This window comes from Pseudoxanthomonas sp. CF125, assembly GCF_900104085.1.
Taxonomy (GTDB): Bacteria; Pseudomonadota; Gammaproteobacteria; order Xanthomonadales; family Xanthomonadaceae; genus Pseudoxanthomonas_A.
This window is the reverse complement of the sequence record NZ_FNLD01000001.1, coordinates 1,771,251-1,795,174: the sequence shown is the minus strand read 5'-3', so window position 1 is coordinate 1,795,174 and position 23,924 is coordinate 1,771,251. Positions and strand designations below refer to the sequence as shown.

Here is a 23,924-nt window from a genome sequence, read left to right as displayed (position 1 = left end):
ATGGTGGGCCAGGGCCCACCCTATGCCGCGCAATTCGACTCAGCCCAGCGACGCCAGCCACTCGTCGTCGGAGCCTTCGTTGACGCCTTCGAACAACGGCGTGGAGAAATAGCGCTCGCCGGTATCGGGCAACACGGCCAGCAATACCGAACCTTCGGTCGCGGTTTCGGCCACCTGCAATGCGGCGGCCACGGTCGCGCCGGCGGAGATGCCGACGAAGATGCCTTCCTCCGCAGCCAGGCGGCGCGAGGTGGCGATGGCGTCGACGTCGGCGATGGGCAGAATCTGGTCGGCGACTTCGCGGTTCAGCACTTCCGGCACGAAGTCCGGCGTCCAGCCCTGGATCTTGTGCGGCGACCATTCGTTGCCGCGCAGCAGCGAGGCGACGGCGGGTTCGGCGGCGGTGATCTTCACTTCGGGACGCGCGACTTTCAGTACCTCGCCCACGCCGGTCAGGGTGCCGCCGGTGCCCCAGCCGGTGACGAAATGATCCAGCCTCAGGCCGGCGAAATCGCGCAGGATTTCGGCCGCCGTGGTCTGACGGTGATAGGCGGGATTGGCCGGATTGGCGAACTGCCGCGCCAGGAACCAGCCGTGTTTGGCGGCGAGCTCTTCCGCGCGCCGCACCATGCCGCTGCCGCGTTCGGCGGCGGGCGTCAGGATCACCTTGGCTCCGTAGGCGCGCATCAGCTTGCGGCGTTCGATGGAGAAGGTTTCCGCCATGGTCGCCACGAATTTGTAGCCGCGCGCGGCGGCCACCATCGCCAGCGCCACGCCGGTATTGCCGGAAGTCGCTTCCACGATGGTATCGCCGGGCTTGAGCAGGCCCTTGGCTTCGGCGTCCAGCACGATGGCCAGCGCCAGACGGTCCTTGACCGAGCCGCCGGGATTGAACGATTCCACCTTCGCATAGAGGGTGACGTGCTTGGGTGCGACGCGGTGCAGCTTGACCACCGGGGTGCGGCCGATGGTGTCGAGGATACTGTCGTAGATTGCCATGGGGTTCTCCGTAAGAAAGCGTCAGGCGGCCTGCGGGAGTGTAGGCGCGCCCAGGTTGTCGGAATGTTGCGGGTCTGCGGACCGCTCTGGCGCAGCCAGCGGGGCGGCGCCGAACCAGTGCAGCGAGTCCGCGAGTGCGGCCACTTCGCCGAGGATCAGCAGCGCAGGCGATTGCACGCGATGATGGCGGGCGCTTTCCGGAAGCGACGCCAGCGTGCCGGTGATCACCCGCTGCTGCGGCCGCGAACCGTTCTCAACCAAAGCGAACGGAAGGTGAGGGGCGGCACCGGCCAACAACAGCCGTTCGCGCACCTTTTCCAGCCCCGCCACGCCCATGTAGACCGCCAGGGTCTGCTTTTCCTGGGCCAGGGCGCTCCAGTCCACACCGCCCTCATCCAGTGCGCTCAGCGAGTCCTTGCAATGGGCGGTGACCAGGCGCAGCGATTGCGCGTGGTCTCGATGGGTCAGCGGAATGCCCGCGTAGGCCGCGCAGGCCACCGCGGCGGTGATGCCGGGGATCACCTCGAAGGGAACATCGTGGGCGCGCAGGAATTCGAGCTCCTCGCCGCCGCGCCCGAATACGAACGGGTCGCCGCCCTTCAACCGCACCACGCGCTTGCCTTGCCGCGCGTGCTTCAGCATCAGCGCATGGATTTCGTCTTGGCTCGTGCTGTGGCGGCCGGCCGACTTGCCCACTTCGATGCGGATGGCGTCGCGGCGGGCCAGGCGCAGCACTTCGGCGCTGACCAGACGGTCGTGCAGGATCACGTCGGCCTCGTTCATCGCGCGCAGGGCGTTCAGCGTGACCAGGCCGGGATCGCCGGGGCCTGCGCCGACCAGCACCACCGAACCTGCCGGCAATGCGGGACTTTCCTTTTCCAATAACTCGTGCAGATAAGCGTCGGCCTGGGTGGCGTCCAGTTGCCGGCGCAGCAGCCGCGGCAACGGACCGGCCAGCAGCTTCTCGAAGAAACGGCGGCGCTGGCCCAGGTCGGGAAAGCGCGCGCGGATGGCATCGCGCTGGCGGGTCAGCACTTCGGCCAGCGTGCCCAGCGAATCGTCCAGCAGGGTTTCGAGCTGGCGGCGGACATGCCGCGCCAGCATCGGCGCGCCGCCGCCGCTGGAGATCGCCACCTGCAGCAGGCCGCGCTGCACCACCGCCGGGGAATGGAAGCTGCACAGTTCCGCATCGTCGACCACGTTGGCCAGGATCCGGCGCGCAGTGGCTGCGTCGTAGACCTGCCTGTTGACCGCGCTGTCGTCGGTCGCGGCGATCACCAGCCACGCTTCGTCCAGCCATTCCTCGTCGAAGGTGCCGGCGTGCCAGCGGATGCGGCCTGCCTCAAGCCAGCGCCGGAGTCCCTCGCTCAAGTCCGGCGAGCCCACCTGCGGCAAGGCGCCGGCGTGCAGCAGCGCCTCGACCTTGCGTTCGGCTACTGCACCCCCGCCAACCACCAGCACGGTCCGGTTGCGCAGGTCGGCGAACAGGGGAAAGAGAGAAGCGGTCACGGGCATGGCATCAAGGGTGGCTGATGACCCTAACGCTCGGTTATATGCAGCAGGAAATGACTTGCCGCCCGTTGCATATGACGGGCGGTTATAAGATGTGGGCCGGAAATCCTCTACATTCGCTCTTCCGCCCTTTTGCCCCGGGAGCCGCCAGGCTTCGAGACCGCCGATGACGTTGACCCAACTCCGCTACCTGGTGGCCATCGCCGACGCCGACCTCAACATCACCCTGGCTGCTGCGCGCGTGCACGCTACCCAGCCAGGGCTATCCAAGCAGCTCAAGCAGCTGGAGGACGAACTGGGCTTCCTGCTGTTCGTGCGCAAGGGCCGCAGTCTGGAGTCGGTCACCCCGGCCGGCGGCGAAGTGATCCTGCGCGCGCGCGCGGTGCTGGCCGAAGCCAACAACATCCGCACCTATTCGGCCAACCAGCGCCGCGAGAGCCAGGGCCAGCTGATCCTGGCCACCACCCACACCCAGGCGCGCTTCGTGCTGCCGCCGGCCATCGGCCAGATCAAGCGCGCCTATCCGCAGGTCAGCGTGCATCTGCAGCAGGCCGGCGAAAGCGCCGCGCTGGATCTGTTGAGCGAAGGCGATGCGGACATCGCCATCATCAGCACCGCTGGCGACGAGCCTCAGGCCGGCATCGCCGTGCCGCTGTACCGCTGGCGGCGGCTGGTGCTGGTGCCGCGCGGCCACGCGCTGGACAAAGGCGATGCCATTCCCACGATGGCAGACCTCGCCACTCAGCCATTGATCAGTTACGAATCCTCGACACGGCCGGAGTCGTCCCTGCAACGCGCTTTCGCCAGCGTCGGCCTGCAGCCCAGCATCGCGCTGACCGCGCTGGACGCCGACCTCATCAAGACCTATGTGCGCGCCGGAATGGGCGTGGGATTGCTGGCGGAAATGGCGGTGACTTCGGCCGACACCGATCTGCGCGCCTGGGCCGCGCCTTCGGCCATCAACGAATGCATCGCCTGGGCGGTGCTGCCGCGCGAACGCGTGCTGCGCGACTACGCCCTGGAACTGGTGCACGTGCTGGCGCCGCAGGTTGATCGCCGCGATCTGCGTCGCGTGCTGGACGGCAATCAGGCGGCGGACTGGCCGGTGCCGCCGACCTGGGAATCGTTGACGCAGACGATCACCAGCTGAGTTGCGTCATCCATCTGCCGTTCTTCAAGGCGACGGCTTCCACTGCACGTCCTGCAACTTCGACCATGCTTTGCGCTCGCCTGTCCAAGCCATGCCCATCAGATTGCCATCGGCAATGCAGCTGACTCGTGCGAACAGATTCTTCCCTGCGGTCGTCGAGCAGCCATAGCCTTTGCTGCGGCTGTTGCTTGCATCGCAAATACTTTCGGTGACTGCATCGGTCGGAAGGTCCGGCGCAATGCTGCGTACGTGGGCCAGAAATTGGTCGCGCGCTGCGGCGACCAGCGTATTCATGTCGCCAGGACGGGTTTCGGTCCAGACCGGCGAATACCAGGCATCGCGTTTCGTATTGACCTCTGCAAAGCAATACATGGGTTCGGCGGACGTCGTTGGCATTGCGGCGTCGGTTGCGGCAGGTTGCGTCACGGCGGCGGCGACGGCCGACGGAATCGCCGTATCGGCTGCGGATCCGATTTCTACCGATAGCTCCAGCATCTTGCGCTCGCGCCACACCCGCAGCGGAGCTTTGAAACCAGGACGCAGCCGCGCGACGATGGCTGGCAGATCGGAAGCCTTTTCAACCGATTGCCCGGCAACCTCAAGTACCACGTCGAGCGGCTTCAGCCCCGACTTTTCCGCTGCGCCGCCTGGGATCACCTGCACCACCATCGCTCCCCGTGCGGATTGCAGGCCCAGGGCCAGCGCCAACGTGTCGGTGACGGTGTCTATCGCCACGCCAAGTCTGCCTTGAGCCGCAGGCGGTGTATCCGTCGCCACCGCCGCCGCAACTGTCGGCGGCGCGGGCTGCGGCGGTCCCGTTCCGGAAGGGCTCCATGGCAGATCGACGAAGCGCAGATTGAAACCGCTGAAGAGCCTGCGATATTCCTTGCGGCTCTTTTCGGCCTCGGCCAGCGTGTCCTTGAACACGCACATCGTTCCCTCATCCGACACGCCGTGACCGGGCAGGGCGGTGCGTTTGAATTCGTCGGTGTAGGCGTTTGTCTGGTTGTAGATGGCCATGGGGTCATCGCCACGCACCGGTTTCTCGAAGACCAGGCTGGCGACCGTTTTGCGTACGTCCGGCTCGACATCGGTGACATAGCAATAGAAATATTTGCTGGTGGAGGCGGCTTTCGCTACCACGGCTACGGGATTCCATGGCTTGGGCGTCCACGCGACTTCCTGCCATTTCGAGGCCCAGAGCATGATCCGCTTGGTCCAGTCTTTGCGCTGCTGAGCGCGGAGCGCCTCCAGTTCGGCGCGGCTTTCGGTGGCGGGAAAGCAACTCTTGTCGCCGGAACCGCCCATACCGCCGACCAATGTATGGAATTCGGTCGCCAGTTCCGCCGTGCGCGACATGCCGCCTCCATCATCGGCCCGATAACTGAATTCGAACACCGGTGACGCCCAGATCTTGGCCGTGCCCATGCCGCCGCCGGACATGTCGGTGACGGTGCAGAACGTAAAGGCGGTTCGTGCCTGCGCTGCTTGCGCAAAGGCATGCGCTGGCATCAGCGATGCGAGCGCACAGAAGACAACGGTTGCGATGCGCGTCATGGATCGGTTCCCCCAGGATGTGATGTTGCGTGTGATGTAGGCATGCCGCGATCGCGTACCTATTTGCGGACGTCCCCACGCCGCTTCCGCACACTAACCGGTATCGACAAGGCATGCCACCGGTTGGAAACCACCGGTTCGCGATAGTTGTGATGCCGAATCCGGCTCCCCCCCGGAGCGGATCGAAACTTTGGCCTCAGCGCATGGGCAGCGGAGGGCTGCCCGCTGGAAGTCGTGGTTTCATGGGCACGATTTGCGTCGTGTTCCGGGCGACAATCAGACGGCGGACTGACCGGTACCGCCGACGTGGGAATCGCCGACGCAGACGATCACCCGCTGATCGATCGTCTAATCCTTAATGTGCGCAGTCTCTTATTAGTTGGCGGGGACGGAGCGCGATAGAGGTGGGTGCAATTTTCTGAGATTGTAAACCCAAGCAACATCGGTTCGAATAAGTTCATTCATGAAATGGCGCGACTCACTCACGTCGGTAAGGAGGGAACAGCAATGGAAATTGCAAAGCGAACCGGCGCTCTGCTGGCGTGTGCGGCTGGATTGGATATTTCACTTTCCGTCTTGGCTCTATTCCACGCCAACACGCTTATTCAGCAGACAGCGGTTCAATGCGCTGCCCAGACCTCCGATATCTGCCGTCAATTTGTTCCTTGGTTATGGACTGGAATTGCGTTTGCCCTGATTGCGGCGGTCGCATCAATTGCGTGGTTTGCTCGGCGAAAGCGATTCGCGAGCTGGCTGGCACCGATTGTGTTTGCTGCTTCGCTGCTGCCGGTGGGGTATTCGACATGGTTATGGCTCCAACCCTCTGAGCAAGCTTCAACTCAGAAAGATGTCGGTCGCGCCAGACAAAGAGATGACGATCTTGCGAAACGGATTGAACAGGCAAGAGCGCAAGTCGAGCCAGAGTCTTTGCGACCGCGTGGGCACCATCCATTTCCCGATCTTCCTTTAAGTCGAGATGGTCTGCAGCTGGCTGATGATCCATTCATGGCAACAAGCAAGGCTGAGCAGTCATGGCTCGATAGAAACGGGTATCCAAACGCGAAGCAATGGGCTGCCTACGCACAGGCTTCTGATCAGCAGCTGCGAGAAGCCGCCGAACAGGGCGACAGAGGCGCGAAAGCGATACTTGATCATCGCCGTTTGATGGCCGGAGACGACGCCGCAGTTACTGATTTATTGACGGAGGGTGCAAAAGGATCTGGATTTGCACTAGATATGTTGGCCTCCTACCTGGCCAGTAATAGGGGAGGTGATAGACAAACCGCATATGCCGTCAGCCGTGTTTCAGAAATGCGCGGAAATTTTAGGATCGCTGCCGCACGCGATCTCATGTTTGATGTTCCGTTGACAAACTCCGAGCGCATGCAGGGGGATCTAGAAGCAATGGATATCTACAACAAGCTGTATGAGCTTCAGCGAAAGATCCGTGGACCGAGCTCACCACCCGTCGACCCGCGCCCAATCGACGGGTGAAAACAAGGGCATATATACCAACAAGGAGTGTTTATGAAGAGAAAATCCAGGGTCTTTCTGGCTGGTGGTTCCTTGGTGATTAGCGGTATTGCGATCGCCTGTGCGATGAAAGCAATGCCTTACCTCGGTCTTATAGAAGTTTCTGCATGGAATATCGCTGTAGCTGGGGCGCAGGGCTATCAGAATCCGGCCCGAGCAGCGGCAATGAAAAAGCTCGATGAGAAGGCCGTCGAGCTGCTTGGAGAGGCTGAGTGGAGGTCAAATAATTATCTTGGCCCGGTGTCGTATAAATTCGTTAACTCTGCAACGATAGTTACCGAAGACAAGCCGTGCAACAAATTGATGAAAGAAACGGCTCCTAAGTCGGGGAGCAATACTTCCGGCTCTAGTGGCGGCGGTGGTTCGGGCTCGTATTATTGGTCCGGCGGCCGTGTCTATGGGTCGGGTGGGTCATGTTTGTATGGATGCGGAGGAACAGTCACGGTAGGAGAATTGAAGGAGGCTTAGTCGCTGATTGTTGTACTTTCAGCACGGGGAGTAGTAGTTGCAGCGAATTCCTTGAAACGTTGAAGGCCTGGCAACGATCGGAAACTCAGGTCAAGGAACTTAAGGAAGAACTTATGTTTGGAAAGTTTGGTATTACCGTAATCGGGATGGCATTGCTGGCGGTTTCTGGAACTGCTCTTGCGTTCGGAAAGCCTGTCTCCAAGGAGAAGCTTCAGGACCGCACGGCATTCGCGCTTGGATTGGAGAACGATGACTTCACCCTTTCCGACATCAAGAAAGAAGGCTTCGAAACACGATATGTAGTCAAAACAAAGTCAGGCGCCGAGTATCGTTGCTACGTGGGGTCGTCCTTTTTATCAGGCGTTTCCGATGCGATTTGCAGCAAGAAGGGCGAGCCTGCCAAGAATCCTCTCCTTGAAGCTGCCGAGAGGCGGAAGAAGAAGTAGCCAGAACGATATTGGAGCGGACTTTCGAACTCCAGCACGAGTGCTGCCGAGGCCCCGCATGCGCGGGGCTTCGGTGTTTTGGCGTGAGTATTACCGATCCCGCTCGTAAGGCATAGACTCGCGGCCTGACCGATACGGCGCCGGAGGATAGCCATGCTTCAACTACGCCCCAGTTGCGAATGCTGCAACGTCGATCTTCCGCCCGATTCCACCGAGGCGCGGATCTGTTCCTTCGAATGCACGTTCTGCGCGTCGTGCGTCGATTCGGTGCTGCACGGAAAGTGTCCGAACTGCGGCGGCGATTTCACCGCGCGGCCAACACGGGCAACGCATCTGTTGGCGAAATATCCGGCATCGACCGAACGGGTATTCAAGCCAGAAGGTTGCGGGAAACCGGCGTAGGGTGACTCTAGCCCGCCCTTCTGAAAGCTCCGGCAGCCCCCGAGCTACGGAGACTTCGGCGAAAGCGTCCGCAACACGGATTTGTCCAGCTTGGCGGCCAGGCCGACGCTTCGCCCGGCCAGGTTGGCCACCACGTAATGCACCGAACTGCCCATCACCTGCGCGCATTCGGACACGGTGAGGCCGTAATCCTGCTGCAGCCACTGCACCATGCCCATCGTCGCCGAGCGCAACGCATCGTCCAGCGAGCCGGCCTGGCCCAGCACCATGATCTGCGTATCCGATTCCACGCGCGGTGCGAAGATGTTTTTCTTGTGCAGCACATCCACGCTGAATTCCACGTCCATCGACGTTTCCAACCCGTATTGCGACGTCTCCCCGTCGCCCTGCAAAGCATGTGCGTCGCCCAGGTACAGCAGCGCGCCGGGTTGCGATACCGGCAGGTAGACCGTGGCGCCTTCGCGGATCTCGTTGAAATCCATGTTGCCGCCGAACCGGCCGGTGTCGCCGGTCGAGATCGGTGCCGAACCGAATCCTGGCGCCACCGCCAAACCACCCAACATCGGGCGTAGCGGCACCGACAAATCCCGCAGCTGCGGCGACGGTGATTCCGGGCGCGCCACGCCGCGCTCGCGATCCAGTTTCCACCGCACCGGTTTGCCCAGCTCCGTCGCCTTTGCGGCAAGCGCGGGCGAAAGCGCACGGCCCACCACGCTGTCCAGACTGTCGGCATAGTCGCGATTCAAGCGCAGGCGCTTGATGCGGATAGCCAGCACATCGCCGGGCCCGGCGCCCATGACATAGAACGGGCCCGTTTGCGGGTTGCCGAAAAGCGCCTGCGTCTTGCCATGCTGGTCCACGCCGCCGGAGTCGAGCGTGGTCGTGTGGACGGTATCGCCCGGCCAGATCGTCAGCACAGGAGCGCGGTGGGGAGAAAATTCGTTCGAATAGTCGCTAGGAACGAACTCGTGCCGCTGCGGTGAGTCGTCCTTGCGCTGCGGAAGACGACGCGCGGAAAAAGCGTGCGCCGCGCGCTGGTCTTTGTTGTTGGTGTCCGGGTAGTCGGCGGTGCCGGCGATCCGCTCTTGCGTTTGCGTCCCGCTGAAACGGTAAACGGCGCCGTCGCTGCCGGTCACCGCGAATTCCAGGGTTTGGCCCTGGCGGGTTCCTTTCAGCGGATCGCCATCGAAGACGCCGGTCAACGGACCTTCGCCATCGGGAAGCTCCAGCAACTGGTAGGTGGCATTGCCCCACAGATCGGTAGTGACCAGCCATTGGCCTGTGGATTCGGCTGCCTTGCCGGTCGTCCACGCAGTCAAAAGGAAAAGCAGGAGGACGAGACGTTTCTTCATGGCAACCCAGTCTGACTACAATTGTAGTCACATTGTTGGGCCTAAGCTTCCGACGGTCAATCCCAGGCACGCAACTCAATTGCCGGGCCGCTGCTCCGGCTTGGGCTCGGTCACTTCCTTGCCCGGCTCCGCTTTGCCCGACATTTCCGCGCCCGCATCGGGCGCCAGCCGCAGCATCATCCACACCGAGCTGGCCGAGATCAGTCCCACGGTGAGGAAGGCGAAGCTGAAATTGATCACCGCCGTCATCGGTTCGCCGGTGGCAATGCTGGCCACGCTCAGCGCATAGCCGCCGATGGTGATGCCCATGGCCAGCGACACCTGCTGGGCCATCGCCGCAAGGCTGCTGGCCTGGGCCATGCGGGCGGGTTCCACGTCGGCGTAGACGATGGCGTTGAGACTGGTGAACTGTAGCGAGCGGAAGCAGCCGCTGACCAGCAGCACGCCGATGATCAGCGGGTAGGGCGTTTGCGCACGGAACAGGCCGAAGCAGCAAAGCAGCAACGAGGCGATCATCGCGTTGGTGATCATCACCTTGCGGAATCCCCAGCGGCGCAGGATGCGCCCGGCCAGGGTCTTCATGAACATGGCGCCGGCCGCGGAAGTGAAAGTGATCAATCCCGACTGCAGCGGATTGAGGCCGAAACCCAGCTGCAGCATCAGCGGCAGCAGGAACGGCGTGGCGCCGATACCGATGCGGAACAGCGAACCGCCCAGCACGCCGATGCGGAAGGTCGGCAGCTTCATCAGCCCCAGATCGATCAACGGGTGCGGATGGCGGTGCGAATGCATCACGTAAACCCCAAGCAATCCCGCGCCGGTGAACAGGCAGGCGGCGGCGATCGGCGTGCTGACCAGGTGCCGGCCCATGCTGGCGAATCCGAACATGGTCAGCGCCAGGCCCGTAGCCGACAGCGCGAATCCGCGCCAGTCCAGCGGACGCGCCCCGCCGCGCAGCATCGGGATATGCCGCCACGCGAGATAGATGCCCAGCAAGCCCATCGGCAAGTTGATCAGGAAGATCAGGCGCCAATTGCTGTAGGTGGTGATCAGGCCGCCGAGCGGCGGCCCCAGCATCGGCCCGAGCAGGGCGGGAATGGTCAGCCAACTGAGCGCCTGCACCAGCTGCGCCTTGGGCACGGTGCGCAACAACACCAGGCGGCCGACCGGCACCATCATCGCCCCGCCCATGCCTTGCAGGAATCGCGCGGCCACCAGCGCGCCCAGCGAATCGGACGCGGCGCAGCCGACGGAACCGAGCAGGAACACGCCGATGGCGGCCATGAAGGTAGGTCTGGCGCCGAAGCGGTCGGCGACCCAGCCGCTAATGGGAATGAACACCGCCAGCGCCAGCATGTAGGTGGTGAGGGCCAGCTTCAGCGCCACCGGCTCCACGCCCAGGTCGCCTGCGATCATCGGCAGCGAGGTCGTGATCGCGGTGGAATCCATGTTCTCGATGAACAGTGCGGTCGCGACGATGAGCGGGAGAAGACGTTCCTTTCTCACGAAGGCGAAGCGATCCGTTGGACAGTGTCGCTATTGTCGCTTACGCACGGTGAAGATGCCGAGGTAGGTCGGGGCTACGCCCCCGACGTACGGATCAGCGAGCGTCGGGGGCGTAGCCCCGACCTACCTGCCTAACCCTTCTCCCCTTGTGACAGAAGAGCCTGTCCCGTAGGGCGGATGAGGGGTGGAGCGAAGCAGAGGTCAATCAGAAGTAGGGAGCGTTGCAACGGCCGGCGTGAAGAATGTGGAGGGGGCATGATTCGCAGGATCATGCGACTCCGCTCGCCCCTCTCCCGCCGCGCGATGCGCGTCGACCTCTCCCACGAGGGGAGAGGTGGGTAGATCCGTGCGTCGGGGACGTAGCCCCGACCTACTCAGACCTCGACGTGTATCCCGCACTCCCGCTTCAACCCGAAGTAGCGTGTGTCTTCCGCGCTCATTCCCGGCTCCCAGCGCGAAGTGGTGTGGAAGTCGCCAATGGACACATAGCCCTCTTCCCACAGCGGGTGGTAGGGCAGGTCGTGCTTCTTCATGTAGACCCAGATGTCGCGGTCGGTCCAGTCGACGATGGGATTCACCTTCAGGCGTCCATCGCGTTGCTGCAGCACCGGGGTCTGGCTGCGGCTGCTGGACTGGCTGCGGCGCAGGCCGGTGAACCAGGTGCCCACCCCCAATTCCTTCAGCGCGCGCTTCATCGGTTCCACCTTGCGCAGACCGTTGTACTGGTCGATGCCGACCACGCCCTGTTCCCACAGACGGCCGTGGCGCGCTTCCATCCAGGCGCGGCTGACCAGCGGGCGGAATACCTGCAGGTTGAGCTTCAGCCGTTCCTGCAATTCGTCGGCGAACCGATAGGTCTCGGGGAACAGGTAGCCGGTGTCGATCAGGATCACCGGGATATCCGGCTTCTGCACGCTGAGCATGTGCAGCATCACCGAGGCCTGCGCGCCGAAGCTGGAGGAAAGCGCGGCATTGGCCGGGCCGTTCTCCAGCGCCCACGCCACGCGCTGTTCGGCGGTGCGCGTTTCCAACGACGCGTTGAGTTCTTCCAGCGACTCGGGTTCGTTGGCGGCGATATCGATGTTCAGGGCACTCATGCGTGCAGCTCCAGCGGAATCTGTCGGTGTGTGGGGTAAGGGGGCAGGGCGACCACGCCGCTGCGATGCAGGAAATCGCCGAAGCCTTCGTCCGTTTCGCGTTCGCCCGCATAGCGCGCGAACAGCGGATCCAGAGCGTCGAGGATTTCGCCTTCGGCGATGTTTTCGCGGTACAGCGTGTTGAGGCGCTGGCCGCGATGGTCGGCGCCCAGCATCAGGTTGTAGCGGCCGGGCGCTTTGCCTACCAGCGCGATCTCGCCCAGGTACGGGCGCGAGCAACCGTTCGGGCAACCGGAGATGCGTAACAGGATCGGCGCGTCACGTAGGCCGTGTTTGTCCAACAGCGGCTCCAGTTTGCCGGTGAAGTCGGGCAGGTAGCGTTCGGCTTCGGCCATCGCCAGTCCGCAGGTGGGCAAGGCCACGCAGGCCAGCGCCGCACGCGCCAGGGCGGTGCCGTTGCGCAGGCCGGCATCCAGCGCGTGGGAGTGCACCAGCGCGTCGATGCGCTTGCGTTCGCTATCAGGTACGCCGGCAATCACCAGGTTCTGGTTCGGCGTCATGCGGAAATGTTGATTTGAATCAGCGCCGCTCAACACGTTGGCGATCTCGCGCAGCCCAGTCAGGTGCGGCGCATTGGGACGGTCGGCGATGCGGCCGGCGGAAAGATTCAAGGTCAGGTGCCAGCGGCTGTCTTCCCCCTGCACCCAGCCATAGCGGTCGCCACTGTGCTCGAAGCGGAAAGCGCGCGCCGGGGCCAGCGCGAATCCGGCGCGGCCTTCGATCTCGGCGACGATGGCATCCAACCCATGGTCGTCGATGGTGTACTTGAAGCGCGCGCGCTTGCGCACCACGCGGTTGCCGCGGTCGCGCTGGGTGGTGACCACGGCGGTGGCGATGGCGATCACCTGGTCGGGAGTGATGAAGCCGATCACGTTGGCCACGCGCGGGTAGGTTTCCGCATCGCCGTGGGTGGCGCCCATGCCGCCGCCGATGCTGACGTTGAAGCCCGCCAGCGCTCCGTCCTCGATCACAGCGATGAAGCCAAGATCGTTGGCGAACACGTCCACGTCGTTGACCGGCGGCACGGCGAAAGCGACCTTGAACTTGCGCGGCAGATAGGTGCTGCCGTAGATCGGTTCTTCTTCCTCGCCGCTGCCGGCTACCAATTCCTCGTCCAGCCAGATCTCGTAATAGGCGCGCGAGTTGGGCAGGAAATGCTTGGACAGTTTCGCCGCCCAGTCCTGCACTTCGGCATGCGCCGCCGATTCCAGCGGATTGGCCGCGACCATCACATTGCGGTTGACGTCGCCGCAGGCGGCCAGGGTGTCGATCAGCGTTGCGTTGATCGCCTGCATGGTCGCTTTCAGTTCGCGCTTGATCACGCCGTGGAACTGGAACGCCTGACGGGTGGTGATGCGCAGCGAATGGTTGGAGTAGCGCGTGGCGATGGCATCCAGCTTCAGCCATTGCTGCGGGGTGACCACGCCGCCCGGAGTGCGCGTGCGGATCATGAACTGGTAGGCGGGTTCGAGCTTCTGCCGGCGGCGCTCGTCGCGCAGGTCGCGGTCGTCCTGCTGGTAGCTGCCGTGGTATTTGATGACGGTGGTGTCGTCCTCGCGCAGCGCGCCGGTCAGCGGATCGGCAAGGCTGTCCAGCAAGGCGCCGCGCAGGCGCTTGCTTTCGGATTTGATGTCTTCGACGGAATGGGCGGTCATGTTCGTATGTGCGTAGGAGCGACGTGAGTCGCGAAGGGTTTCGATCGAAGCGTCAAGTCGCGACTCACGTCGCTCCTACCAACGCCTGTTCAATACACGTCGCGGCTGTAGCGGCCCTCCGCTTGCAGTTTGCTCAGATATTCGGCGGCGGCTTCGGCATCGACGTCAGCCTGTTCGGCAACGATCTGCAGCAGCGCCGCGTGCACATCCTTACCCATGCCGATGGCGCCGCAGACATAGAAATGCGCGCCGTTTTGCAGCCAGTCGTAGACCTCGCGCCCGCGCTCGCGCAGCCGCTGCTGCACATAGATCTTCTCGGCCTGGTCGCGGGAGAACGCCACGTCCAGACGATGCAGTTCGCCGGTGCGCAGCGCGTCCTGCCACTCGGTCTGGTAGAGGAAATCGGTGTTGAAGTGGCGCGCGCCGAACAGCAGCCAGTTGCGGCCGCTGGCTCCGGTTTCTGCCCGCTCCTGCACGAAGCCGCGGAACGGCGCCACGCCAGTGCCGGGGCCGACCATGATGATGTCGCGGCTGGCATCGGTGGGAACGCGGAAGCGCTCGTTGGCCTCGATGTAGACCGGCGCATGGTCGCCTTCGCTCAGCGACGAAAGAAAACCGCTGGCCGCGCCGACATGCGCGTGGCCGAAGGCCTGGTAATCCAGCACGTCGACGGTGAGATGCACTTCCTCGCCCACCCGCTTGCGGCTGGAGGCAATGGAATACAGGCGCGGGGTCAGCGGACGCAACGCGGCGACCAGCTCCTGCGGCTCCCAATGCGCGGGCCAGCGGCGCAGTACATCGGCCAACTGGTGGGTGTTGAGCAGGGCGGCGAAGTCGGCGTTGCGCGCGGGGGCGAGCAGATCGTTGAGCTCTTCCGAACGCGACTGCGCAGCGTGGCTGGCCAGGAATGGACGGCTGAGCTTGGTCAGTTCGCGGCGTTCCGCCAGCCACTCGCGCAGCGGCAGCGATTCATCCTTGTCCTGCACCAGCGCGTCGCCATCCAGCTCCAGTGCCTGCAACACGCCATCCACCAATAGCGACGGATTGCGATGGCGGATGCCCAACGCATCGCCGGGTTCGTAATGAAGTCCCGAGCCCTGCAGCGAAAGCTCCAGATGGCGAACGTCCTTGCCGACGCCGCCGTACTTGAGGAAACCGACACCCTTGAATTCGCGTCCGCTGATGCGCTGATTGAGCAGCAGTTCGGCGGCGAAGGGCTTGTCGTGGGTCCAGACCGGTGCGCTGGGTGCCGGGCGCAATGGCGTGATAGTGGCCGAAGGCGCGGTCGTGGTCTTCAACAACGTCTTGGCGTGGCCCAGGGCCTGTTCGCGCCAGGGCAGGGCGACGGTGTCGATGTCCAGGTCGGCTTCGCCGGCGGGGAACAGACGGCTGGCGCCGAGTTCGGCCAGGCGCGCATCCAGGCGGCGGCCGATGCCGCAGAAATCGGCATAGCTGGAATCGCCCAGGCCGAGTACCGCGTATTTCAGTTCCGGCAATTTCGGCGCGCGCTTGCCGGCGATGAATTCCACCAGGCCGATGGCGTCGTCCGGCGGATCGCCTTCGCCCTGGGTGCTGATGACCACATAGAGTAGGCGTTCGTTGGCTAGTTCGCGCTGCGGGTAGGCGTCGGCACGGAGCAGGCGCACGTTCAGGCCGGCGGCTTCGGCTTCGCCCGCAAGGGCTTCAGCTACGCGCCGGGCGTTGCCGGTCTGGCTGCCGTAGACGATGGTCAGCCGCTGGCTGGCCTGGGCGGCACCGCCGGGAAGCACGGCCAGATGCGGGGCCGGATTGCCCTGGGCCAGGCCGGCGGCATAGCCGGACAGCCACCACAGGCTGGGTTGATCGAGTCCTTCCACGACTCGCGCCAGCAGCGCCTTGCGCTCCTCGGGCAAAGGGCTGGGGGTCAGCGCGGGCGGTGCAGCGGTCATGCTTTGACTCGCGGGGTATAGCGGTTAGGACTACCGATGTTAGGGACGGGTTAACCCATGCAGAAACGACATCTGGTTATGGGGTTATGCCCTGCGCTTATTTCTGCCGCGCCGGCTGCAAGCCGAATACTCGCCGGCCTCCTGTGGGGACATGCCTGCCTTCCGGGGCAGCTGATACTCTGCCGAACCGGTTCCCGCCCCTTCCACGTCCGCGAAATCCTTGATGAGTTCCGTTCCTTCCCTGTCCCACCTCGACCGCCTGGAAGCGGAGAGCATCCATATCCTCAGGGAGGTCGCGGCCGAATTCCGCAACCCGGTGCTGCTGTACTCGGTGGGCAAGGACAGCTCGGTGCTGCTGCACCTGCTGCTCAAGGCCTTCGCCCCCGCGCCGCCGCCGATCCCGCTGCTGCACGTGGACACGCGCTGGAAATTCCGCGAGATGATCGCTTTCCGCGACCGCCGCGTGGCCGAGACCGGCACCGAACTGCGCGTGCACATCAATCCCGACGGCATCGCCCAGGGCATCGGCCCCATCAGCCACGGCGCCACCGTGCACACTGACGTGATGAAGACCCAGGGCCTGAAGCAGGCGTTGGACCAGTACCGCTTCGACGCCGCCATAGGCGGCGCGCGGCGCGACGAAGAGAAGTCGCGGGCCAAGGAGCGCGTGTTCTCGTTCCGCAACGACAAGCATCGCTGGGATCCCAAGCGGCAGCGGCCCGAACTGTGGAATGTCTACAACGCGCGCATTGACAAGGGCGAGAGCGTGCGTGCGTTTCCGTTGTCCAACTGGACCGAACTGGATATCTGGCTCTACATCTATCGCGAGGGCATTCCGGTGGTGCCGCTCTATTTCGCTGCCGAGCGCCCGGTGGTGGAACGCGACGGTGCGCTGATCCTGGTGGACGACGAACGTCTGCCCTTGCGCGAAGGCGAAACGCCGCAGTGGAAGAAGGTGCGTTTCCGCACCCTGGGCTGCTATCCGCTGACCGGGGCGATCGAATCGGAAGCCGATACGCTGGAAGCGATCATCCAGGAGATGCTGGTGACCACCAGTTCCGAGCGACAGGGGCGGGTGATCGACCAGGATCCTACGGCTTCGATGGAGAAGAAGAAGCTGGAGGGGTATTTCTGATGGCGCTCTGCTCACTGACAAGCGTTTCGCGCTTTCGCGCGAGTCACTTTTCTTTGCTTGTGCAAAGAAAAGTAACCAAAAGAAAGCACACCCGGGCGGCGCGCCCTCCGCTGCGCTGCGGGTGCGCAAGCGCAACGGGAATTTCCGGAAGCAGCATCCTGCTGCTCCGGAAACGGCGCACATCCCTGTGCGCCGCCCTGCGGGTTTATCCCGTTGCGCTTGCCGCGCCTCACGGGACCCATAGAGCGCGGAGCAACAGCAGAATCAAAAGCACCGAGGCGGCGAGATGAACAACCCCACCGACATCGCCGGCTACCTCAAGCAACATGAAGAAAAGCCCCTGCTGCGCTTCATCACCTGCGGCAGCGTGGACGACGGCAAGAGCACCCTGATCGGCCGCTTGCTGTACGACAGCAAGCGCCTGTTCGACGACCAGCTGGCTGCGCTCAGTGCCGACAGCAAGCGCCATGGCACCCAGGGCGAGAATATCGACTATGCGCTGCTGCTCGACGGCCTGGCCGCAGAACGCGAGCAGGGCATCACCATCGACGTGGCCTACCGCTATTTCGACACCGAGCGCCGCAAGTTCATCGTCGCCGACTGCCCGGGCCACGAGCAGTACACCCGCAACATGGCCACCGGCGCTTCCACCGCCGATCTGGCGGTGGTGCTGGTGGATGCGCGCAAGGGTCTGCTGACGCAAACGCGCCGCCACAGCTACATCGTGTCGCTGCTGGGCATCCGTCACGTGGTGCTGGCCGTGAACAAAATGGATCTGGTGGGTTACGACCAGGCCGTGTTCGATGACATCGTCGCCGGTTACCGCGCCCTGGCGGCGCAGCTGGGCATCGAACGGGTCACTTTCATTCCGTTGTCGGCCTTGAATGGCGACAACCTGTCCACCCATTCCGATGCGATGCAGTGGTACCAGGGGCCGAGCCTGCTCGAGCATCTGGAAACCGTCGAGGTGCCGACCCACGAGGCGCACGGAAGCCTGCGCCTGCCGGTGCAGTTCGTCAGCCGCCCCCACCAGAACTTCCGCGGCTTCGCCGGCACCATCGCCGCGGGCGTCGCCAACCCCGGCGACGAAGTGGTGGCGCTGCCTTCCGGCCGCCGCTCGCGAATAGCCAGGATTTTCGTGGGCGACAGCGAAACTGGCAACGCGCGCGCCGGACAGGCGGTGACGTTGACGCTGGCCGACGAGATAGACATCAGCCGCGGTGACGTGATCGCCGCGGCCGGCGATCCGCCGCAAGTGGCCGACCAGTTCGCCGCGCACCTGTTGTGGATGGACGATGCCGCCTTGTTGCCGGGTCGTCCGTACTGGTTGAAGATCGGCGCACGCACCGTCGCGGCGACGGTCAGTGAGATCAAGCACCGCATTGACGTCAACACGCAGGAGCATTTGGCGGCCAAGCGGCTGGAATTGAACGAGGTCGCCTACGTCAACCTGAGCCTGGACGAACCGGTCGCCTTCGCGCCGTACGCCGAAAACCGCGCACTGGGCGGTTTCATCCTGATCGACCGCCATAGCAACGACACCGTCGCCGCCGGCACGCTGGATTTCGCCCTGCGCCGCGCCGGCAACGTGCACTGGCAGCACATGGACGTGGACAAGGCCGCGCGCGCGCGCATCAAGGGCCAGTCGCCGCGCGTGCTGTGGTTCACCGGTTTGTCCGGCGCGGGCAAGTCCACCATCGCCAACCTGGTGGACAAGCGCCTGCACGCGCTGGGTTACCACACGTTTCTGCTGGACGGCGACAACGTGCGCCATGGCCTGAACCGCGACCTGGGCTTCACCGACGAAGACCGCGTGGAGAACATCCGCCGCGTGGCGGAAGTGGCCAAGCTGATGACCGAAGCCGGCCTGATCGTGCTGGTCAGCTTCATCTCTCCGTTCCGCGCCGAACGCCAGATGGCGCGCGCGCGGTTCGAGGACGGCGAGTTCATCGAGATCTTCGTCGACGTGCCGCTGGCGCTGGCCGAACAGCGCGACGTGAAAGGCCTGTACCGCAAGGCGCGTGCGGGGCAGATTCCCAACTTCACCGGCATCGATTCGCCCTACGAAGTCCCCGAGCATGCCGAGCTGCGTCTGGATGCGGGCAGCGACAGCCCGGAAAAGCTCGCGGCGCAGGTGCTGGAGAAGCTGGGTTTGCAGTGACGCCGCCGCGCCGTGCCTGGCCGCAAGGGTCTTTAGTCATACCCCGGTCAACCCTTTATTGCCACAAGCGTTAACCGTGGACCGGTAAACTCCGGAAATAACCACGATTACGGAAAAGACATGCCGATCCGACCGGGCGCGCGCATTGTGCTGCTGCTGGCCATGATGGTTCCGCTGCTCGCTGCCTGCGGCAAGGACAAAGCCGCCGCGCGCGGCGACGCAGGAGCTTCCGCGCCGGTCCCGGTCACCACGGTGGTGCTGCAGCCCTCGGCCTGGACCGACACCCTGCAGGCCATCGGCACGATCAAGGCGCGTGAATCGGTCACGCTCACTTCCAAGGTCAGCGAAGCGGTGCAGGCGGTGCATTTCGAAAGCGGCCAGGAAGTGAAAGCCGGCGCGCCGCTGATCACCCTGCGCGGCGATTCGCAGCAGGCCGCGCTGGTCGCGGCGCAGGCGACTTTCGCCGAAGCCGACCAGCTGTACAAGCGGCAGGTTTCGCTGGCCAACCAGCAACTGGTGGCGCGCGCTTCGCTGGATACGCAGAAATCGATCCGCGACGCCGCCCTGGCCCGCGTGCAGCAGATGCGCTCGGACATCGGCGACCGCAATGTGCGTGCGCCATTCTCCGGCGTGCTGGGCATCCGCCAGGTCAGCCCCGGCGCCCTGATCACTCCGACCACGGTGATCGCCACGCTCGACGACATCTCGCGCGTCTACGTGGATTTCCCGGTGCCCGAAGCGCAACTGGCTACTTTGGCCATCGGCCAGTCGATCCGCGCGCGCAGCAACTCCTATCCGGACCGCGACTTCGAAGGAACGGTGAGCACCATCGATGCGCGCATCGACGCCGCTACCCGGGCGGTGACCGTGCGCGGCGACTTTCCCAATCCCGACCGCATGCTGCGTCCGGGCATGTTGATGCAGGTGCAACTGTCGCGGCCGCAACGCCAGGCGCTGGTGCTGCCGGAAATCGCCCTGGTGCAGGTGGGCCGCGATACTTTCGTGTTCCGGGTCAGGGCGGACGGCAGCGTCGAACAACCCAAGGTTGAAGTGGGCGCGCGTAGTTCGGGTAAGGCCGAGGTGCTGTCGGGACTCAAGGCGGGCGACCGCATCGTGATCGACGGAACCGGCAAGCTGCGGCCCGGCAGCAAGGTAGCGGAGGGCAAGGCCGACGCCGTCCCCGCAGCCGAAGCGCCGGCCCGCGCGCAAGGCTGATACGCCGATGAAGCTTTCCGATCTTTCGATCAAGCGCCCGGTGTTGGCCGTGGTGATGAGCCTGTTGCTGATCGTGCTGGGCGCGATGTCCTTCACCCGCCTGACCCTGCGCGAACTGCCGGCGATCGATCCGCCCATCGTGTCGGTGTCGGTGGACTACCGCGGCGCTTCGGCGGCAGTGGTGGAAACGCGCATCACCCAGGTGCTTGAGGACGCGCTGTCGGGCATCGAAGGCGTCAACACCATCGAATCGCGCAGCGCCAACGGCCGTTCCAACATCAGCATCGAATTCAACCTGTCGCGCGACATCGAGGCCGCCGCCAACGACGTGCGCGATGCGGTCAGCCGCGTTATCAGCCGCATGCCCGAGGAGGCCGAGCAGCCTGAGATCGCCAAGGTGGAAAGCGACGCCGATCCCATCATCTGGCTCAACATGAGCTCCAGCACGATGGACACGCTGCAGCTGAGCGATTACGCCGAGCGCTACATCACCGACCGGCTGTCCAGCATCGATGGCGTGGCGCAGGTGCGCATCGGCGGCCAGCAGCGCTACGCCATGCGCATCTGGCTGGACCGCGACCAGCTGGCCGCGCGCGGTCTGGCGGTCAGCGATGTGGAAGACGCGCTGGCGCGCGAAAACGTGGAGCCGCCGGCTGGCCGCATAGAATCGGCCGACCGCGACTTCACCCTGCGGGTGACGCGCAACTACCAGAAGCCCGAGGATTTCGCCCAGATCCCGCTCGGCAAGGGCGCCGACGGTTACGTGGTGCGGCTGGGCGATGTGGCCAAGGTGGAACTGGGTTCGGAAGAAAGGCGCGCCTATTTCCGCAGCAACGGCGTGCCCAATGTCGGTCTGGGCGTGGTCAAGACTTCCACCGCCAACAGTCTGGATGTCGCCCACGCGGTGCGCGAAGAAGCCGACAAGATCCGCACTTCGCTGCCCAAGGGCACCCAGATCTTCGTCGCCTTCGATACCACCACCTTCATCGATGCGGCGGTGGACCGCGTCTACGAAACCCTGCTGGAAGGCATCGTGCTGGTGTTGCTGGTGATCTGGCTATTCCTGGGCAGCGTGCGCGCGGCGCTGATTCCGGCGGTCACGGTGCCGGTGTGCCTGATCGCCGCCTTCATCGCGCTGTACGCCTTCGGCTTCTCGATCAATCTGCTGACCCTCCTGGCGCTGGTGCTCTGCATCGGCCTGGTGGTGGACGACGCCATCGTGGTGGTGGAGAACATCCAGCGCCGCGTGGACCTGGGCGAACCGCCGCTGGTGGCGGCCAAGCGCGGCACCGCGCAGGTGGCGTTCGCGGTGCTGGCCACTACGGCCGTGCTGATCGCGGTGTTCCTGCCGGTGGGTTTCCTGGAAGGCAATACCGGCCGACTGTTCCGTGAGCTGTCGGTGGCGCTGGCCGCGGCGGTGGCAATCTCCGCATTCGTGGCCCTGTCGCTGACGCCGATGATGTCGTCCAAGCTGCTCAAGCCACATGCGAAGGAGAAACCAAATCGCGTACACAGCTGGGTCAACCGCCAGTTCGACAAACTCAGCCGCGGCTACGGCCATGTGCTGCAGAAGACCGTGCACCGCAGCTGGATGTTCGGCGGCCTGATGGTCGTGGCGATGGTCTGCGCCGTGGTCCTGTTCCGTTTCATTCCTTCGGAACTGGCGCCCGCCGAAGACCGTGGCTCCTTCCAGGTCATGATCGATGGGCCGGAAGGCGCCGGTTTCGACTACACCGTCGGGCAGATGCAGCAGGTGGAGAAGATCCTGGCGCCAATGATCGGCGGTGACCAGCCCATCCAGCGCGCCAACCCGCGCGTGCCGGGAAGCTTCGGCGCCAGCGAGGAAATGCACACCGGTCGCGCCACCATCTTCCTGCAGGATTGGGACAAGCGCAGCGAGAGCACCGCCGAGGTGGCCGCCGACGTGCAGAAAAAACTGTCGGTGCTGACCGGCGTGCGCGCGCGTACCCAGGTCAGCGGCGGTCTGGTGCGCTCGCGCGGCCAGCCTTTCAACATCGTGCTGGGCGGGCCCGACTATGCGGAGATCGCGCAATGGCGCGACCTGTTGCTGCAACGCATGCAGGACAACCCGGGTTTCGTCGGTCCGGATTCGGATTACAAGGAAACGCGCCCGCAGATGCGGGTGAACATCGACCGCGCGCGCGCCTCCGACCTGGGCGTGTCGGTGACCGATATCGGCCGTGCGCTGGAAACCATGATGGGTTCGCGCCAGGTCACCACCTTCGTCGACAGCGGCGAGGAATACGACGTGCTGGTGCAGGCCGACCGCGCCGGCCGCGCCAGTCCCGCCGATCTGCAGGCGATCCAGGTGCGTTCGAGCAGCGGCGAACTGGTGCCGCTATCCAATCTGGTGACCTTGAGCGAACTGGCCGAACCCGGCACGCTCAACCGCTTCAACCGCCTGCGTGCGATCACCATTTCGGCCGGCCTGGCACCGGGCTATCCGCTGGGCGAGGCGATCGCCTGGACCCAGCAGGTCGTGGCCGAAGAACTGCCCGAGCATGCGCAGATCGACTGGAAAGGCGAGTCGCGTGAATTCCAGGAAGCCGGCGGCGCGGTGCTGTTCACTTTCGCGCTGGCGCTGCTGATCGTGTACCTGGCGCTGGCCGCGCAGTTCGAGAGTTTCATCCATCCGCTCGGCATCATGCTCACGGTGCCCTTGGGCGTACTGGGCGCGTTGCTGGGCCTGTGGATCACCGGCGGCACCATGAACCTGTTCAGCCAGATCGGCATCGTCATGCTGGTCGGGTTGGCGGCCAAGAACGGCATCCTGATCGTGGAATTCGCCAACCAGCTGCGCGACGAAGGACGCAGCGTGCACGACGCGATCCTGGAGTCGTGCTCGGTGCGCCTGCGGCCCATCCTGATGACTTCCATCGCCACCATCATGGGCGCCGTGCCGCTGGTGCTGGCCGGCGGGCCGGGCTCGGCCAGCCGCGCGACCATCGGCGTGGTGGTGATCTTCGGCGTCGCCTTCTCCACCGTTCTATCGCTGCTGGTGGTGCCGGCGGCCTATACGCTGCTGGCGCCGTTCACCAAGTCGCCCGAAGCCGTGGCGCATGAATTGGAGAAACTCGAGGGTCAGACTCCATCGGTGGGCGGGCATGGCTGAGACGATGCTGCGAGGGGAAGGTTTCGTCCTGCGTCCTTGGCGCGGTTCCGATCTGGACAGCCTGGTGCGGCATGCCGACGATGCGCAGGTATCGCGCGGCGTGAGCGACCGGTTTCCTTCGCCGTATACGCGCGAGGATGGCGAGGCGTTCCTGTCCGGGCGCGTGATCGACCTGGACGATCCGGTATTCGCCATCGAGATCGACGGCGAAGCCTGCGGCGGCATAGGCGCGCATCCCGGCAAGGGCGAACGCGTGCATTCGGCGGAGTTCGGCTATTGGCTGGGCCGCGCGCACTGGGGCAAGGGCACCATGACCCGCGTGGTCTCCGTATTCGCCCCCTGGGCGATGCGGGAATTGCAGCTGTACCGGCTGTACGCGACCGTGCTGGCGTTCAACATCGGTTCGGCGCAGGTGCTGCGCAGGAACGGGTTTCTGGAGGAAGGCGTGCAACGCGCAGCTGTATTCAAGCGCGGAGTGCTGCATGATCTGCGCGTGTTCGCCAAAGTGCGCAGGAATCTGGACGATGACCACTAAACCGCCTTCCCCCTGGGACAAGGCTTCCATCCGCACCGACGACGTGCGCAAACGCGAGAACACCGGCAGGCGCCAGGAAG

At 64.3% G+C, this 23,924-nt stretch carries 17 protein-coding genes and 1 pseudogene; 10 read left to right on the top strand and 8 right to left on the bottom strand.

Going from position 1 to position 23,924, the window contains the following annotated elements:
• Positions 1-39: 39 nt before the first annotated feature.
• Together cysK and cysG are read right to left on the bottom strand one after the other, a co-directional pair.
• On the bottom strand, positions 40-999 hold the full coding sequence (cysK, locus tag BLR66_RS08075) for a cysteine synthase A (protein ID WP_093282955.1): 960 nt from the start codon (positions 997-999) through the stop codon (positions 40-42).
• 21 nt (positions 1,000-1,020) lie between these two features.
• Positions 1,021-2,508: a siroheme synthase CysG gene (gene cysG, locus BLR66_RS08070; RefSeq protein ID WP_093284564.1), complete on the bottom strand. Its 1,488-nt coding sequence runs from the start codon at positions 2,506-2,508 to the stop codon at positions 1,021-1,023.
• Positions 2,509-2,677: 169 nt separating this feature from the next.
• Here cysG and BLR66_RS08065 point away from each other — a divergent pair, with 169 nt between their 5' ends.
• Positions 2,678-3,661 carry a LysR family transcriptional regulator gene (locus BLR66_RS08065; protein ID WP_093282949.1) on the top strand — a complete coding sequence of 328 codons (984 nt, stop codon included), beginning with the start codon at positions 2,678-2,680 and terminating at the stop codon, positions 3,659-3,661.
• 24 nt (positions 3,662-3,685) lie between these two features.
• Here the strand turns inward: BLR66_RS08065 and BLR66_RS08060 are convergent, their stop codons facing one another.
• On the bottom strand, positions 3,686-5,218 hold the full coding sequence (locus BLR66_RS08060) for a S1C family serine protease (RefSeq protein ID WP_093282944.1): 1,533 nt from the start codon (positions 5,216-5,218) through the stop codon (positions 3,686-3,688).
• A 408-nt stretch (positions 5,219-5,626) separates the two neighbouring features.
• Between BLR66_RS08060 and BLR66_RS18855 the strand changes: the two genes are divergently transcribed.
• The 4 genes from BLR66_RS18855 (at position 5,627) to BLR66_RS08050 (ending at position 8,067) form a co-directional block, all read left to right on the top strand.
• Positions 5,627-6,712, top strand: coding sequence for a hypothetical protein (locus BLR66_RS18855; RefSeq protein WP_143014585.1), 1,086 nt, complete (start codon positions 5,627-5,629; stop codon positions 6,710-6,712).
• A 33-nt stretch (positions 6,713-6,745) separates the two neighbouring features.
• On the top strand, positions 6,746-7,219 hold the full coding sequence (locus BLR66_RS18850) for a hypothetical protein (protein WP_143014584.1): 474 nt from the start codon (positions 6,746-6,748) through the stop codon (positions 7,217-7,219).
• Positions 7,220-7,278: 59 nt separating this feature from the next.
• Positions 7,279-7,665 carry a hypothetical protein gene (locus BLR66_RS08055; protein ID WP_143014583.1) on the top strand — a complete coding sequence of 129 codons (387 nt, stop codon included), beginning with the start codon at positions 7,279-7,281 and terminating at the stop codon, positions 7,663-7,665.
• 153 nt (positions 7,666-7,818) lie between these two features.
• A complete protein-coding gene (locus BLR66_RS08050; protein ID WP_093282935.1) occupies positions 7,819-8,067 on the top strand; it encodes a DUF1272 domain-containing protein in 249 nt (82 codons plus the stop codon).
• A gap of 44 nt (positions 8,068-8,111) precedes the next feature.
• Here BLR66_RS08050 and BLR66_RS08045 read toward each other — a convergent pair whose 3' ends face one another.
• From BLR66_RS08045 to BLR66_RS08025, 5 genes are all read right to left on the bottom strand, one after another.
• Positions 8,112-9,419: an acetamidase/formamidase family protein gene (locus BLR66_RS08045; protein ID WP_093282930.1), complete on the bottom strand. Its 1,308-nt coding sequence runs from the start codon at positions 9,417-9,419 to the stop codon at positions 8,112-8,114.
• Positions 9,420-9,494: 75 nt separating this feature from the next.
• A complete protein-coding gene (locus tag BLR66_RS08040; protein WP_093282926.1) occupies positions 9,495-10,925 on the bottom strand; it encodes an MFS transporter in 1,431 nt (476 codons plus the stop codon).
• A gap of 374 nt (positions 10,926-11,299) precedes the next feature.
• Entirely contained in the window at positions 11,300-12,022 is a 723-nt protein-coding gene (locus tag BLR66_RS08035; protein WP_093282922.1) for a phosphoadenylyl-sulfate reductase, read from the bottom strand.
• Positions 12,019-13,737, bottom strand: a complete 1,719-nt coding sequence (gene cysI, locus BLR66_RS08030; protein WP_093282917.1) for an assimilatory sulfite reductase (NADPH) hemoprotein subunit — start codon at positions 13,735-13,737, stop codon at positions 12,019-12,021. Before cysI ends, BLR66_RS08035 begins: the two co-directional genes overlap by 4 nt.
• A gap of 89 nt (positions 13,738-13,826) precedes the next feature.
• Complete coding sequence (locus tag BLR66_RS08025; protein WP_093282912.1) at positions 13,827-15,665, bottom strand: assimilatory sulfite reductase (NADPH) flavoprotein subunit; 1,839 nt, start codon at positions 15,663-15,665, stop codon at positions 13,827-13,829.
• Between the two features lie 178 nt (positions 15,666-15,843).
• Between BLR66_RS08025 and cysD the strand changes: the two are divergent.
• The 5 genes and pseudogenes from cysD to BLR66_RS08000 form a co-directional block, all read left to right on the top strand.
• Positions 15,844-16,800: pseudogene (gene cysD, locus BLR66_RS08020) on the top strand (sulfate adenylyltransferase subunit CysD); the annotation flags it as partial.
• A 286-nt stretch (positions 16,801-17,086) separates the two neighbouring features.
• A complete protein-coding gene (gene cysN / locus BLR66_RS08015; protein ID WP_093282902.1) occupies positions 17,087-18,961 on the top strand; it encodes a sulfate adenylyltransferase subunit CysN in 1,875 nt (624 codons plus the stop codon).
• A gap of 120 nt (positions 18,962-19,081) precedes the next feature.
• A complete protein-coding gene (locus BLR66_RS08010) occupies positions 19,082-20,176 on the top strand; it encodes an efflux RND transporter periplasmic adaptor subunit (protein WP_093282899.1) in 1,095 nt (364 codons plus the stop codon).
• Between the two features lie 7 nt (positions 20,177-20,183).
• Positions 20,184-23,309, top strand: coding sequence for an efflux RND transporter permease subunit (locus tag BLR66_RS08005; protein WP_093282896.1), 3,126 nt, complete (start codon positions 20,184-20,186; stop codon positions 23,307-23,309).
• On the top strand, positions 23,302-23,844 hold the full coding sequence (locus BLR66_RS08000) for a GNAT family N-acetyltransferase (protein ID WP_093282893.1): 543 nt from the start codon (positions 23,302-23,304) through the stop codon (positions 23,842-23,844). Before BLR66_RS08005 ends, BLR66_RS08000 begins: the two co-directional genes overlap by 8 nt.
• The last annotated feature ends 80 nt before the right edge of the window (positions 23,845-23,924 follow it).